This window comes from Acaryochloris marina S15 (assembly GCF_018336915.1).
Lineage (GTDB): Bacteria > Cyanobacteriota > Cyanobacteriia > Thermosynechococcales > Thermosynechococcaceae > Acaryochloris > Acaryochloris marina_A.
In genome coordinates this window covers 2811544-2825979 of the sequence record NZ_CP064923.1, presented here as the reverse complement: position 1 = coordinate 2825979, position 14436 = coordinate 2811544, and the positions used below count along the sequence as shown (strand labels likewise).

Annotated in this window: 12 protein-coding genes; 7 read left to right on the top strand and 5 right to left on the bottom strand. The window is 47.2% G+C overall.

The window, feature by feature from the left end; genetic code table 11:
* The first annotated feature begins 96 nt into the window (after window positions 1–96).
* The 6 genes from I1H34_RS13280 to I1H34_RS13255 all read left to right on the top strand — a co-directional run bounded on the left by I1H34_RS13280 (window position 97) and on the right by I1H34_RS13255 (window position 8387).
* Window positions 97–3627: a WD40 domain-containing protein gene (locus I1H34_RS13280; RefSeq protein ID WP_212666026.1), complete on the top strand. Its 3531-nt coding sequence runs from the start codon at window positions 97–99 to the stop codon at window positions 3625–3627.
* Window positions 3624–5291, top strand: coding sequence for a hybrid sensor histidine kinase/response regulator (locus I1H34_RS13275; RefSeq protein WP_212666025.1), 1668 nt, complete (start codon window positions 3624–3626; stop codon window positions 5289–5291). The genes I1H34_RS13280 and I1H34_RS13275 overlap by 4 nt, the downstream gene beginning before the upstream one ends.
* Window positions 5292–5310: 19 nt before the next feature.
* A complete protein-coding gene (locus I1H34_RS13270) occupies window positions 5311–5760 on the top strand; it encodes a response regulator (RefSeq protein WP_212666024.1) in 450 nt (149 codons plus the stop codon).
* 210 nt (window positions 5761–5970) lie between these two features.
* Window positions 5971–6384 (top strand): hypothetical protein, encoded by a 414-nt coding sequence (locus tag I1H34_RS13265; RefSeq protein WP_249370105.1) that lies wholly within the window; start codon window positions 5971–5973, stop codon window positions 6382–6384.
* A gap of 374 nt (window positions 6385–6758) precedes the next feature.
* Window positions 6759–7592, top strand: a complete 834-nt coding sequence (locus tag I1H34_RS13260) for a sensor histidine kinase (protein WP_212666023.1) — start codon at window positions 6759–6761, stop codon at window positions 7590–7592.
* Window positions 7593–7964: 372 nt separating this feature from the next.
* A complete protein-coding gene (locus I1H34_RS13255) occupies window positions 7965–8387 on the top strand; it encodes a DUF4332 domain-containing protein (RefSeq protein ID WP_212666022.1) in 423 nt (140 codons plus the stop codon).
* Window positions 8388–8408: 21 nt separating this feature from the next.
* Here the strand turns inward: I1H34_RS13255 and I1H34_RS13250 are convergent, their stop codons facing one another.
* The gene (locus tag I1H34_RS13250; RefSeq protein ID WP_212666021.1) at window positions 8409–9677 is read right to left on the bottom strand and encodes an aminotransferase class V-fold PLP-dependent enzyme; all 1269 of its coding nucleotides are present in this window, start codon (window positions 9675–9677) and stop codon (window positions 8409–8411) included.
* A 31-nt stretch (window positions 9678–9708) separates the two neighbouring features.
* Window positions 9709–10137 carry a low molecular weight phosphatase family protein gene (locus tag I1H34_RS13245; RefSeq protein ID WP_212666020.1) on the bottom strand — a complete coding sequence of 143 codons (429 nt, stop codon included), beginning with the start codon at window positions 10135–10137 and terminating at the stop codon, window positions 9709–9711.
* A 345-nt stretch (window positions 10138–10482) separates the two neighbouring features.
* Here I1H34_RS13245 and I1H34_RS13240 point away from each other — a divergent pair, with 345 nt between their 5' ends.
* A complete protein-coding gene (locus I1H34_RS13240) occupies window positions 10483–10887 on the top strand; it encodes a hypothetical protein (protein ID WP_212666019.1) in 405 nt (134 codons plus the stop codon).
* Window positions 10888–10944: 57 nt separating this feature from the next.
* On the opposite strand, the gene I1H34_RS13235 is transcribed toward I1H34_RS13240, so the two are convergent.
* The 3 genes from I1H34_RS13235 to urtE form a co-directional block, all read right to left on the bottom strand.
* Window positions 10945–12216: a pentapeptide repeat-containing protein gene (locus I1H34_RS13235; protein ID WP_212666018.1), complete on the bottom strand. Its 1272-nt coding sequence runs from the start codon at window positions 12214–12216 to the stop codon at window positions 10945–10947.
* Window positions 12217–12622: 406 nt separating this feature from the next.
* Window positions 12623–13498: a LysR family transcriptional regulator gene (locus I1H34_RS13230; RefSeq protein ID WP_212666017.1), complete on the bottom strand. Its 876-nt coding sequence runs from the start codon at window positions 13496–13498 to the stop codon at window positions 12623–12625.
* A 244-nt stretch (window positions 13499–13742) separates the two neighbouring features.
* Window positions 13743–14429, bottom strand: coding sequence for an urea ABC transporter ATP-binding subunit UrtE (gene urtE, locus I1H34_RS13225; protein WP_212666256.1), 687 nt, complete (start codon window positions 14427–14429; stop codon window positions 13743–13745).
* Between the last annotated feature and the right edge of the window lie 7 nt (window positions 14430–14436).

Genomic DNA, 14436 nt, shown 5'->3' with positions numbered 1-14436 from the left:
AACTACTCTGTGTCCCCACCCATAGCAATGGATAATCTAGAAACTGTTTTCCACCAGCAGTATCTGTAACGCCCCCAGAGCAGTACCCTAGTCAGTATGGATCATCAATCTTCTGCACCCCAGCGTCAGCGCGGATTCTCGCTGACGCCCCTCGGGATGAAGAAACTACAGCAACGGTTACTCGCTCTAGAAGCCCAAACGGGTGTGAAACATAATGCCGCCCGCATTACCCAGCAGATCCAAATTATTGATCCTAAGGGACTCCACCCCACCACCGTCCGCAAAATTCTGCGCCAGGAAACCGTAGACTTGACAACCCTTCAAGTTCTTTTTCATGCCTTGAACCTAGACCTGGCTCAGGTCGATTGTGAGCAACCCTCGCCCCTACAGGCCGCACCCACACAACAAGATTGGGGTGGGGCACCAGACGCCACCCCATTTTATGGTCGTCATCAGGCGTTAAAGACCGTCAGCCACTGGATAGTTGCAGATCGCTGCCGATTAGTGACCCTGCTGGGAATGGGCGGCATGGGAAAGACGGCCCTCTCCATCAGACTCGCCCAGCAAGTTCAAAATCAATTTACCACCCTGATCTGGCGGTCTCTGCGGAACGCTCCCCCCATTGAGGTGTTGTTACTGGACTACCTGCAAGTCTTTTCAGGACAAAGGGAGGCCGAACTGCCACAGCACCTCAATGGCCAAATTTCTCAACTGACAGACTACCTGCGCCAATCTCGATGTCTTTTAGTTCTCGATAATGTGGAGTCCATCCTAGAGCGAGGTCGTCCTGCTGGACGATATCAATCTAGCCGGAAGGGGTATAGGGAGCTACTACACCAAATTGCTAGCACCGACCATCAGAGCTGCTTGATCCTGACCAGTCGTGAAAAACCCCAAGGAATTGCAGCCTTCGAAGGAGAAGCCTTGCCCGTTCGTTCTTACCATTTACAGGGCTTAGATGCATCATCAGGTCAGGAAATTCTCCAGCAAAAAGGCTTTACCCATCTCACCTCAGCCACTAGTCAGCTGATTGAAACCTATCAGGGTAATCCCCTGGCCTTAAAAATTGTCGCGACTGCCATCCAGGATCTCTTTGCGGGGGATATCCAAGGGTTTCTAGACCAAGAGCGAATTGCTTTTAGTGAAATCCGCTTACTGCTAGATCAACAGTTTGCGCGGCTGTCATCCCTAGAACAGCAGGTGCTGTATTGGCTTGCGATCGCACGCGCCCCCATCTCTCTAAAAACCTTGCAGTCCGACATCCTCACCCCCTCAACCCATCTTCTGGAAGCCATCGAGTCCATTGACAGACGCTCTCTGCTGGAACGGGACAGCACTGTATTTCAGCTGACCCTACAGCCCGTGATTATGGAGTATGTTTGCGATCGCTTTATTGATACCGTCAGTGCAGAGCTTCTCAACCTGCCCCTACCAGAGACTTCTCTATTTTATTCCCATGCCCTGATCAAAGCAGACAGCCCAGACTATCTCCGGGATGGTCAAATTCGCTTAATTCTGGCCCCCATCGCCGACCGATTATTAGCGAGTCTGGGCAGCCCTGGTCGGCTCGAAGTCCATCTCAAACAGATGCTGTCGCACCTCTCGTCCCAGCCTAGTTATGGTGCTGGCAATCTTCTTAATTTGCTGGTGTACTTAAATATCGATGTGACAGGCTATGACTTTTCTGGCTTGACCGTTTGGCAAGCCTATCTTCAGGGCAGCAATCTCCATCAGGTGAACCTTAGGGCAGCAGACGTTACAAAAAGTGTGTTCACCCAGACCTTTGGTGATATCTACGACGCCACCCTTAGCCCCAACGGTCAATGGGTGGCAACAGCCCATGCCGATGGTATTCCCCGAGTCTGGCAAGTCAAGGACGGCAAGCTATTATTTGCCTACCAGGCTCATTCCCAAGCCGTCTGGACCGTTGCCTTTAGCCCCGATGGTCAGACCCTCGCTAGCGGCAGTTTTGATCAGACTATTCTGCTGTGGAATCTAGAACAGGGGGAAGGGCAACATATCCTCTCCGGACATCAGGATCGGATTTGGTCTATCGCCTTTAGCCCCGATGGCCAAATTCTCGCGAGTGGCAGCAACGACTGCACCCTGCGCCTCTGGGATGTAACAACTGGCGACTGTATTCATACTCTTACCGGACATACCGATGGCGTTACCACCCTTGCCTATCATCCTGACGGCAACCTGATTGCCAGTGGCAGTGCCGATCAGACCCTTCGACTCTGGCATCCTTCAATGGGATTACTGACAACCCTGCTGGGACATACCCTTCCGATTACCTGCATTGCCTTTAGTCAGGATGGTCAATTTTTAGCTAGCAGTGATGCCCAAACCATTCGTCTCTGGCAGGTAGATACCCGAGACTGCCTTCACGTCATTGAGAATTTAACGTCGATTTGGTCGGTAGCCTTTAGTATCGATGGGCAAATTTTGGGGGCAGGCGATCGCCAACATCTCAAGTTTTGGCAGGTCTCTACCGGAGCACTGATTCAGTCTCAGACCGGATACGACAGTCAAATCTGGTCTGTAGCCTTTAGCTCCAATGGTCAGCAGTTTTTAGCCTGTGATAAGCAAAAGTTGGGGGTCTGGGAGTTTGCAGCTCAACCCAACGACAAGAGCCTTGTACATCGCATTTGCACTCTGGAGGGGTATACGAATGCGGTCTGGTCTGTAGCCTTTAGTCCTGATGGTCAAACCCTTGCCAGCGGCAGCACCGATCACGTGATCAGGCTGTGGGATGTGGACCACCAGCACTGTAGGCAGCGCCATCTGCAACCCTCTGCCCGCCGCATCACCTTTAGCCCCGATGGCCAAATTCTCGCTAGCGGCAGTGAAGATGGCTCAGTCCAGCTGTGGGAACCTACAACCGGGCGGCAGTTTACGATGACCACTCGTCACGAGGGCAAAGTATGGACAGTTGCCTTTAGCCCCGATGGCCAAATTCTCGCTAGCGGTGGTGCCGACCACCAAATTCGCTTCTGGGATGGAGTCAATCACCATAGCCTCAGAACCTTCACCGGTCACGACAGTTGGGTGTTATCTGTGGCCTTCTCTGGCCATACCTTAATCAGCGGCAGTGCCGATCAAACCATCAAACTATGGGACGTTCGCACAGGCGACTGTCACCACACTTTGACTGGACATATGGGCGCAGTGTGGTCCGTCAGCGCCCATGCAGATACTCTCGCCTCTGCCAGTGAAGATCAAACCATTCGACTCTGGGATCTCTCTACGGGAGAAGAGTGCCAAACTCTCAAAGGCCATGACAGCCTCGTATTAACCGTGCAGATCAGTCCAGATGGACAATATATCGCCAGTGGTAGTGCTGATAACACCGTTCGATTATGGGATATCCAGACTGGGAAATGTCTTAAGGTTCTAACGGGGCATACTCACTCTGTCTGGTCCGTGGCCTTCAGCCCTAATGGTCAGCGCTTAATCAGCGGAGGACAGGATGGTGCCTTGTGCCTGTGGGCTGTGGAATCCGGTCAGCAGCTCGGCCAAATGCCGTTAGAGCGTCCCTACGAAGGTATGGATATTACAGGGGCTTGCGGACTCACACCATCGCGCCGCCAGATGCTGCAAACCTTGGGAGCTATTGAGTCATGACGCAAGAATCCAGCCGCATGCTCCATCTTCTGGAAGTTCTCACTTCTCTGAGTTATCGCCAGAGCGATCTAAATGACTATCTCACCACCGTTGTCTCGGGCATCAGCCAACTCATTGACACGGACTGGTCCATCGTCACCCTCTGCCAAGACAAACAGTATCGCATCCTCGCCAGTAGCGTAGAGATGGATGACGCTGAAACCGTTTGGAACTTACATGGATCCATCACCAATTGCATCTTGGAACGGGGAACCACGCTGATGGTAGAAGACGTAGCCCTAGAGCCGATGGGTCACATGCCTGAGGGATATGCAGCCTATTTAGGTATTCCCCTCAAAACCCCAATGGGCACAGTCTTAGGCACAGTCTGTTCTTTTTATCGACAGCCCCATCGCTGTACAGATGAAGATGTGCAGCTCGCTGAAGTATTAGCAGAACGAGCTGCGATCGCAATCGACAATTACCAGCTCTATCAACGCCAGCAGTTAGTCAATGTCCAGTATCAGCAGTTAAGTGAAAAGTTAGGGCTCGCTAACGAAGATCTAGAACGGGCCGCCCAGATGAAGGATGAGTTTCTGGCCACCATGAGCCATGAACTGCGCACCCCATTGACAGCAATTATCGGACTAGCAGAGGTACTGCGGGAGGAGGTCTATGGTGCTCTCAACCCCAAACAGATGAAGTCTGTCCGTACCATTGAAGAGAGTGGTGAAAATCTGTTAGCCCAGCTCAACGACTTAATTGACCTCTCCAAAATTGAATCGGGCAATCTGGAGCTACAGTGCAGTCGGGTTCCCATTGGCGTCCTGATCGAAAGCTGTCTAGCGATGGTCCAACATCAAGCCCAAGATCAACAGATCAATCTGAGCCACTCTATCCCAGCAGATTTAGCGGAAGTGAAAGGAGATGAACTGCGGTTGCAGCAAGTCTTCCTGAACTTGATCCGCAATGCCATTAAATTCACACCCCAGGGGGGGGAAGTATCCGTAAGGGCGCAGATGCAGGATGCGGAAACGATTCAAGTGAGTGTGACAGATACGGGAATTGGTATTGCTACCGCAGAACTCTCTCAAGTATTTGAACCCTTCGTACAGCTCGATAGTTCTAGGACACGACTCTATGGAGGGACAGGTTTAGGCTTAACCCTAGTGCAGAGATTAGTCAAACTCCACGGCGGTATGGTTCAGGTCTATAGCGAAGTTGGTGCAGGCAGTACCTTTACTATCACCTTACCCTTCTCTTGCTCTCCTGTTGATGGAGAAGAACCAACATCTGTTCCCCCTTCTCGCCCCAGGACTATCGCTGCCCCGTTGATTTTGCTAGCGGAAGATCGAGAATCCATTGTCCTACTGCTGACGGATTACCTTGAAGAACAGGGATACCGAGTTGCGATCGCAACCAATGGTCAATCGGCCATCGACCTCGCCACCCGCCAAACCCCAGATCTGATCTTTATGGATATTCGTTTACCCCAAGTCGATGGCTTAGAAGCAACCCGTCAGATTCGCAGTCATCTACCCTACACCCCAATCATTGCCCTGACTTCATTACTCATGCCCGAGGATAAGGAACGGTTCCTCGCCGCCGGTTTTAGTGACTCTCTCTCTAAACCCCTGAAGATGGAACAATTAACCAAAATGATCACCAAACATCTGCAAATCTAGCATCGCTAAACAAATCCCCATGGATAGCAAACAACATTCCATCCTCGTGATTGATGATGAAGAACGGATCTTTGACGTGATCGAGGGGTTACTCATCCGGGAAGGATACCGACTGACCTATGCTCCCAGCGGCCCAGCGGCCATTCAGCAGATTGATTCCCTGCAGCCCGACGTTATTCTACTCGACGTCATGATGCCTCAAATGGATGGCATCGACGCCTGTCGCCAGATCAAAGCCAACCCCAACTGGAAGCATATTCCCATCATCATTGTTACGGCCCTCACCTCCAAGGCAGATTTGGCCCGTTCATTAGAAGCTGGAGCAGACGATTTTATCTCTAAACCCATCAATAGCCTAGAGCTGCGAGCACGGGTTCGTTCCATGCTACGAATCAAAATTCAGTATGATGCCCTAGCCGCTACCCTTCGCCTGCGAACTCTCAACCTTTTTGATGCCTTTCTGAGCTAGTCAAACCGAAAAAATGGCATCAAAACCGTAGCATCAGACACAGTAAATTTTTATATTTCTGTATCAACCAGATAATATTCTGGGAACCGCAAGATTTTGTTATCTCCTGCAAAAAAGTAAAAGACTCTCTAGGAGGGGCAACGGCTAGGGTGATTACGCTACCAATCTACATCCAGGCCTTTTCCTGAACTTGGGGTATATCCCCATTCGATGGAGATACAGATAGAAGATTGGGTGCAGTTAGTCGTATATGAGGTCTCTGAAATGGCTTTCTCCGCTAAAATTAGCTCCATTGCTTCACTTATTGCCTTAAGTATTGCTGCTCCAGTCGGTGCAGTTCCCCTACCAAAAGCTCAGTCCAGCTTACCTACCCACCCAGATTCAAGCTTTCTGATTGCATCCCCTTTCCGTAAAGAAATAAGCCCGGCATACCAAAGACGGAAGAAGTTGATGGAAATGCTCGTCATGCAGATGGAAATATCTGAAATGGCAACAGAATTTCTAAAATCCGACGATCCTGAAGTCAAAGGACTGGCACAGGAAATGATGAAAAGTAGCGATAATCTATCTTCTCGGATTCTGAAAATGCTGTCTCCAGAAAATGCACCCAAGACCGAAGGCTAGATTATTTCAGAGCCTTGCACAGAGCTGTAGTAGCTCCCGACTTAACAGCTCTGTGAAATGTCTCAAAAGTTCATCAGTGGTACAGCGACTCCTTGCCCAAGGGACATCACAGCTTGAATTGACATCACAATTCTCAGGCAGATTAGGTCTCATTTTTCTTGAGGCTGGTCAAACAGATGCTCCTATAGGCGTATCAATCTAGCCATCGGCATTTATTGATCAAGGGACAAACAATCGCGTAGATATTCAATCGTTAGGTCTAATCATTGAGTCATGAGTCTATCGAACTCATTTCACAACAGACTGACACTGCTACGTGATTTGTATTTTTCATATGTCCGATGCATCCATTCTCCAGTGAGTTAATCTTTTCGATGAAAACATACAAGAACTTTGCACCCCGGACCTTGCCCCAGAGCAAACCTTTCACCAGTAGTGATTATCAGTCTCTGATCCAAATACAACAGTCTGAACTTAAGGCATGTACCCACTTAGGCACTCAAATTCCCAAAGGACAACGAGTGGTGACCAATCGTCAAAGTGAGGATGCGCGCTTCGCTGAGCTAGGCAAGTTCTCAACCATGATTGTGCATGAGGTGCGGAACCCTTTAACGACGATATTGATGAGCCTTCAGTCGTTTCAAAATCTCAACTTACCTGAAATATTTCAACTGCGGTTAGATTTTGCCCTAGATGAAGCGGATCGGTTACAGCGTCTCGTGAATGAGATTTTACTCTATACCAAGCCTCAGAAGTTATCCGCTTCCTCCCTAGACATTGATGCCTTGATCATTAACTGTATAGAAGGTTTTCAAGCCATGCCTTCGGCTGTTGACAAAAAACTTACGTTTATACCCACACCTGTTCCGGTTGAAATCCAGGGAAACTCGGACAAACTTAAGCAAGTGTTGATTAATCTGCTGACCAACGCCTGCGAAGCATCAAGGGTTGGGGACGAAATTAATATTCAGCTTCTGCATCAAGAGCAAAGTGTCTGCATTAAAGTCCACAACTGGGGTGAATCTATCCCTACCGATCAATTAGTCACTGTCCTGCAGCCCTTCTATTCCACCAAGTCCACAGGCAATGGGTTAGGGTTACCTATTGTGAAACGCATCGTTGAAGAACATGGTGGACATTTGCGAATTAACTCTGATCCACAATCTGGAACCACAGTTTCAGTTGAGTTGCCCATCGGCCCTAAATAATACCTACAGAACGCCAGAGTTATGAAGGTAAGCTGATAAGTCTAACTTTAGGGTAAATCATCTGAGAATCAAGAAAAATTGTCCGACATAATTAACCAATCTCTCTAAAATTGCAATCACTGCCTTAAACTTGCTTATCTTTGTTGCTAAGCAGCTTGAAATAATTCTTGGAGTTCATGGGGTTTTAGGTTCCAAAATTAGTGCATCTGAAAAGGTGACAGGCTTCTAGTCAAGACGATACCAAATCTAGGCCAAAAGGATTTAATGGTTCGCCAATCAAGGCAGGTGCCTAGACGCAAATACCCCCAACTCGATACAGTAGACAAGCTGAATCAAGTTCTATGGTGTGGGGGTAACCCCTAAAGACCAGTAATGCCTACTCCTTCTCTTCCATCTGCTGAGCCCCTTGCTCAACTGCCTGGCCTGAGTCCTGACAATCTCAGCCAGCTACAGCAATGTGGAATTACAACGATTAAAAAACTCTACACCCATACACAAACGCCTAATCACAGGCAACAGTTAGCAGCCCAAATGAAGCTACATCAACAGTACATCAATAAATGGGCAGCCCTAGCAGACCTCTCCTTAATTCCAGGTGTAGGGACTCAAAACTGCGGTTTACTCCTGCATGCAGGGGTAGGTTCGACAGTACAACTCGCACAAATGCCAGCAGAGTGCCTTCACAGACAACTGCTAAGGTTACACGTAAAGATGTTAGGGCAAAATGCTCTCTGTCCGACGGTGGCTGAGGTAACCCAGTGGATCTTTCAAGCTCGCCGCCTTGCCCGCAGCTAGACCTTGCCAGCTGGAAGCCAACTAAGCCAAATCACGGATATGTTTCAACACTCGATCGATTTCGTCAGGGGTATTGTAGACACCTGGTGTCAAACGAGCGTAGGACACATCATAAGGAGTTGTACTAGCAATAATATTGTGGGTGCGCAACTTCGCAACAACAGCCTTGGGCGTTAATCCTTCGACATCAAAACAGATAATCGCAGCAGATAGGTTTTCATCAATGGGCGTATACAGCTTGACATGTTTCATTCTCGATAACCCTATTTTCAGTTGGCGGCTGAGGGAATGCAGGCGTTGAGTCACCCGTTTTTTACCGATCTGCTGATGAAACCCAAAGGCTTGAGCCATTGCCCACTGGTGTTCAAAGGATTTAAATCCTCCAGGCGTCATCCAACTACCCCAGCCTGCTCCACCGGTGAAAGTCGGAATCGTAGGCGTGACGGCATTCTGGGTTTCAGGCTTGCCCCAAATAAAGCCAGAGCCACGGGGAGCAAACATCCATTTATGGGTGCCCGCAACGAAGAAATCACATCCCAGAGTAGTTAAAGCGTCATCTTCTACCCCTAAGCCATGGACACCATCCACAAAAAACAACACCCGATCCTCCTCTGATCGGTTCTGGTTCAATTGCTGCAGTTGTTCCGAAATTTTGGCAACCGGAACTTTGAGCCCCGTACTGGAGTGGACCCAGGTAGCCGTTACCAGCCGCGTTTTCGGACCAATCCCTTTAATCAAGGTCTCGACCATTTCGTCTTCAGACACGGTGTGGATATCCCGATACAGGGGAATCTCTTTCACAGTTGCCCCAGTTCTAGATGCCTTATATTTCAGGGACGTATGGGTGGAATAGTAGTCATAGGTGGTGGTCAACATCTCCTGATCTGGACGAATGCTGAGGCCATTAATCACCAAAGCTGTACCCATGGTTGTGCTGTCTGTCAGGGCAAGGTCACTAGACTGAACACCTAAATATTCAGCCGCATTGCGTCTTACCTCTGCCACTAAATCCTGGCGATGGTCATAGAGATAATGGGTAGGGTTTTGATCTAAACCATCACGGTGCTGATCAATGGCGGATTGAACAGGAGTTGGATGGGAAGCTAACAATAAACCTGCCATGTGAATATATTTAGGGTCCAAATTGAAGTGGGCGCGAACCTCTCGCCAATTTTTGAGGCTTTGGTATTGAGACGATTTATCAGCGGTTGCTGCATTGGAACTAGCCAGAGTGCCTGCAGCTGTTCCCAGACCTGCGGTCAGTAGGAAGTTTCTTCGAGTCCAAGCCATCACCGTTTTCCCTAGCTGTTTAGGACTTATCCTACAGTCTAGAAATCAGATCATGGATATGGTTTTCTAATTGTTTAAGGGCATTGTCTGGAATGACCTGATCGATATCGTGCACGCACCAATAGTCGATTTTATTTTCCCAGTCTGGGAATCGTGCTTGCATCAGTGGGCGATGTTCTGTTTCATCAACGGCAATCACCTGATGGGCCTTGTTGAGATCCTCCCCTGTCAGGGATAGGGGAAAGCGGAGATTGTCGGGGAGCTGGATGTTGCAGCTAAGTAATCCCTGTCGGGCGTATTTGGAGATGGGGCCAACATTGTTGTGACCTCGTTCCAATGCCAGTCCTCGAGAATCTGCCCGCCAGTTAAAAGCCTTTTGCATGGCCAAATGATTGAAATAGTACTCAGAGAACCGACTTCGATAGTAGTTTCCAGTGCAGAGAAACAGTATAGTTTGCACTTAGTTTGCTCATCTCAATATCTATTTCCATACCTTACTCCCACAAAGATAATTCTGTAGATATAGTGCGTATATTTCCAATATTTTTACAATAACTATCTGCTTTTATCCTTGAATGTAAACCAATATTTCACTTTCTCTAATAAATTATCGACTCTGATATGTATGTAAGCATGATCAAAATCAAAGATTATGTCAACAGATTGCTTGTTAAAAAATTCATTTATTGAGTTATCATTTATCGATATATATTGAGGCTTAAATAGTGATCAAATACGTTGATTATTAGAGTCAACCCATACCTAAATCATTGAACCAAATAAATAATCTGTATTGGAGTCCCTCATGTTCAAGATTATCAGCCAAGTTCAATCTGGAGTTCCTTCTGTTAATAATGTGGACGATAATCTGACTGGAAGAACTGGAAATAGCGGCCTCGTCGGAGGTAAAAGCAATGATATTATTCTTCGAACAGCAAATACTAGTCCCCTCGCCTTAACAGATATTTCTACGGCCAATGGCATCAATGTGGTTGCAGATGTTAGCACCCAAAATAATAGTGCTTTTGAAATTAACTCTATCGTCTTAGGGGCGTCTAATCCCAACAATATTGGGTCCAGCCAGGCAGCGAGTCAAGTGTCTATTCTGACAATGGGACAAGCAGCTGTGCAGGTATCAGGTCAGGCATCTGTGCAATCCAATGGATTGACATCCATCGGTAATGCTTCTGTAGCAATCTCTATCTTTTAGGATGACACCAGCAAAAAGCTATTCAGTCGCCTTTCACTCCGATCCTTTTCCTTGAAATCAACGACTGCCCTCAAGCTTATTAGGTATCCCTTCACATCCGCCAGGCATGGTTGCCCTCGTCTTCTTTCCTCCCCAAGCACAGCAGTAATACCGTTGCTCTTCAGACAATCCTTCCGCTTTAGAAAAATCGGCATTTTCAATCACAGCCCCAGTTTGTGCCCCGGTTTGAAAGTTGGGTGGATTCATGCGATCGCGCGGTGTTACCTGTTCCACTTCCCCATAGAAAAATCGGGCCCGAGTCAAATCCGTCTTCGATAAATTGGCTCCATACAAAATACAGCGAGACAAATTGGCTCGGCCTAAATCACACCCCTGCAAATTACTGTGGACTAGGTTGGCTTCACTCATCTCAGTCCGCCGTAGGTCGGTCCCCGACAAATCGACATTCGCTAACATACCGACTAAATCAATCACTCGCACCCCATATTCCAGGTCTTCTTCATAGCCGCCTAACCCGTCAAAAATAGCGCGACCTAATCTGCGATCGCGTTTCAAAGGCGTCAACAATTTAGAACTGGATAGAAACCGAATCACCTTCGCTTTTCCTTCCCCGCTTAGACCCGTCAGAATCGCAGCGGTGCGGCCTTCAGCAATCGCTCGCTCCGGGGGCCAATCTTCCAACAAACCTTCTTCATTAATCACCAAATCAGAAATTCCTTGGAAATAGGCATCAATGGTTTGTTGTTGAGTAATCCGGTTTTGCTGTTCAGTCAGTTCTTTGGAAATGACATACTGACGCCACGCCACAAAAAGGGCTAAAAAAGCGACTAAAATTTGGCCAATTGCCCCAAAAGAGTCTGCCAGAGCCCCAACTGCTTCCCAGTTAACAGGCCGCCCCCCCAGCAACATTGGCAGTACACCGGTAAACTGGATCACTCCAATCAGGCCAGCAAGGCTCAGCACACCAGCCAGAATGAGTTGCTGATTGCGGACCGACACCCATTCCTGTAGCCCTTTACTCAGGGGAGGCCACAGCACCCTTAACGACAGCCATAAAACCACCACAGCCGCGGGCAAGCCAATCCATGAATTATGAAATAGTAAACCCAGAATCAAGACTACAGTGGCCGCTCCAGTCACCAATTCTAGGGAAGAAGAGGTTGTCGCAGATCGCAAAAACCGGGCGGAAGTTGACTTCAATCCAGCCATTGAAGTCGATAGGCCTTCTTTACCTTTACTCAGAGACGTATCAGCTTCAATAGCTGATCGGGAAGATACTGAATTCTGCTGTTCTTCTGGATTTGGGGTTGGAGTTGAAGGCCGTGTCATGCACTTTTCAATCAAAGACTACATAGGTCGCTTTTATTTAATCGTAGTCTGCCCCAAACTCACAAATTGTTACTGTTCGCCATTGAGCGATGCGTGGACTAAAGGATCTTGATGCATCCCTCCACGGTGCATACAAAGATTCTTTGTGCAGAAGTAGAAATATTTAGGACGTGACCTTGGCCAATATAAGCCCATTTGTTCAGGATTAAAACTAGATCGAGCAAGATTTTTCTATGGGGTGTGTGGGGATTTGTGACGCCACTTATCTCAATAGTGGGTTGTAATGATGATCCACTAGGAGAGAACTTGGGGTAAATTCTTGTGTTGAGTGATGCGATCTCACCACCGTATTCCCTTTACTCCCTCGTCACCATTTGGGCTACAGCCCTTAGCCTCTACTCGCAGGCTAACAGATAGATAACGGCACTAAAGTTCGTATCGTTTCTAGTAGTGATGTAGCTTCGGGACTCAAGGGAAATCGAGGATTCGTCGCAATCACTGCTTTATGGACGAGAGATTGTCCAGGAAATGTTTTAGCCACCAAGACATTGTTTCGAAGATCGGTTTCAACCTGCGATAGCGGTAGAACAGCAACCCCATCACTAGAGGCCAAAATCAAGCGTAAAGATTGGGAACCACTAAACTCGACAACCGTGTTGACTGGACACTGATGGCTACGAAAGAACTCCTCCACAAGGGAGCGAATCCCATATTTTGATACTTGGTGAGGGAGAACGATTGGATATTGGCCAATCTCATTCCAAGTAGGATCTGCTACTCCAGCGAGTGCATGAGTTGCAGCGCAGACCAGACCTAGTGGCTCTTCATACAATACCTCTGTCTGTAGGATCTCCTTGGGTAAAGGTGAAGACATCCAAGCTAAATCAATAGTCTGATTCTGAAGCCCTTGAATGAGATCTTCCAACGGATACTCAAAAATTTGTAAGCACACATTAGGATTACATCGATGAAACCGATTTAACACGGTTGAAAGACACAATTTAGTATTAAAGCTAGTTAATCCTAAGGTCACTTTACTTAAAGAGTTTTGGGCAGCTTTAAGGGCAGTATTTATACCTGTTTCAATATTTTTCAAGCCAGCTTGGCAATGAGTAATAAAAGCTTCACCTGCCTGACTTAAATACACCTTATTAGAGCGACGATGCAGTAATTTTACTCCCACCATCCGTTCTAATCTTTGAACTTGTTGACTGACAGTGGGTTGAGATAAATTCAACGCAATGGCTGCCTCAGTAAAGCTTCCCCGCTCAGCAACTTCCATAAAGGAGATAAGAGCTGATGTCTCTATATTACTAAGACTATATTTATCCATTGAAGAGACATTTTATAACAGGTAGATTGCGTCAAATATGGCTACAAAGACTTATATATTGAGAGTTAATCATCGAATCCAAGCTATTTCATGAAGTCAATGTATATCGCCAATAAATTTCAATAAAAATAAATGAAAAACTGCGAAAAAAGGTAGCTAAATATCAATCATTTCCATCTAGAAAACCATCGACTTATACAGCTAAATAGCGATGCAACAAAGAATCAGTGAGTCTATCTGTCTTACCCTTTTCCACAATAGCTCCCTTTTCCATGATGAAAAACTTCTGAGCTAACTTACGAGCAAACTCTATTTTTTGTTCAACCACTATGATCGTGATTCCTTTCTCTAAATTGATACGTCTCAAGGTATCTTCAATCTCTTGAACAATAGAGGGCTGAATGCCTTCTGTCGGCTCATCCAGTAACATGATTTTAGGGTTACACATTACGCCCCGAGCAATAGCAAGCTGTTGTTGTTGTCCTCCGCTCAACAATCCTCCCTGACGCTGTAAATGATCTTTTAGCATTGGGAAAAAATCAAAAATTTCAGATGGAATTCGCTTAACCTTCTTGCCACTTGCACTGAAACCCATTTTTAGATTATCTAGCACCGTTAAGTAGGGAATAATTTCTCGGCCTTGAGGGATATAGGCAATTCCTTTTCTAGCACGCTTATAGGTAGGAGCCTTTGTAATATCAACATCATTGAAAGAGATACTACCGCTAGTTAAGGGATTCAAACCAATAATGCTGCGTAGCAACGTCGTTTTACCTACACCATTTCGCCCCAACAAACAGGCTATTTCTCCTTCTGCAACAGACAGGTCAACATCAAATAAGACCGGGGTTTGGCCATAGCCAGCCGTGACATTCACCATATCCAGC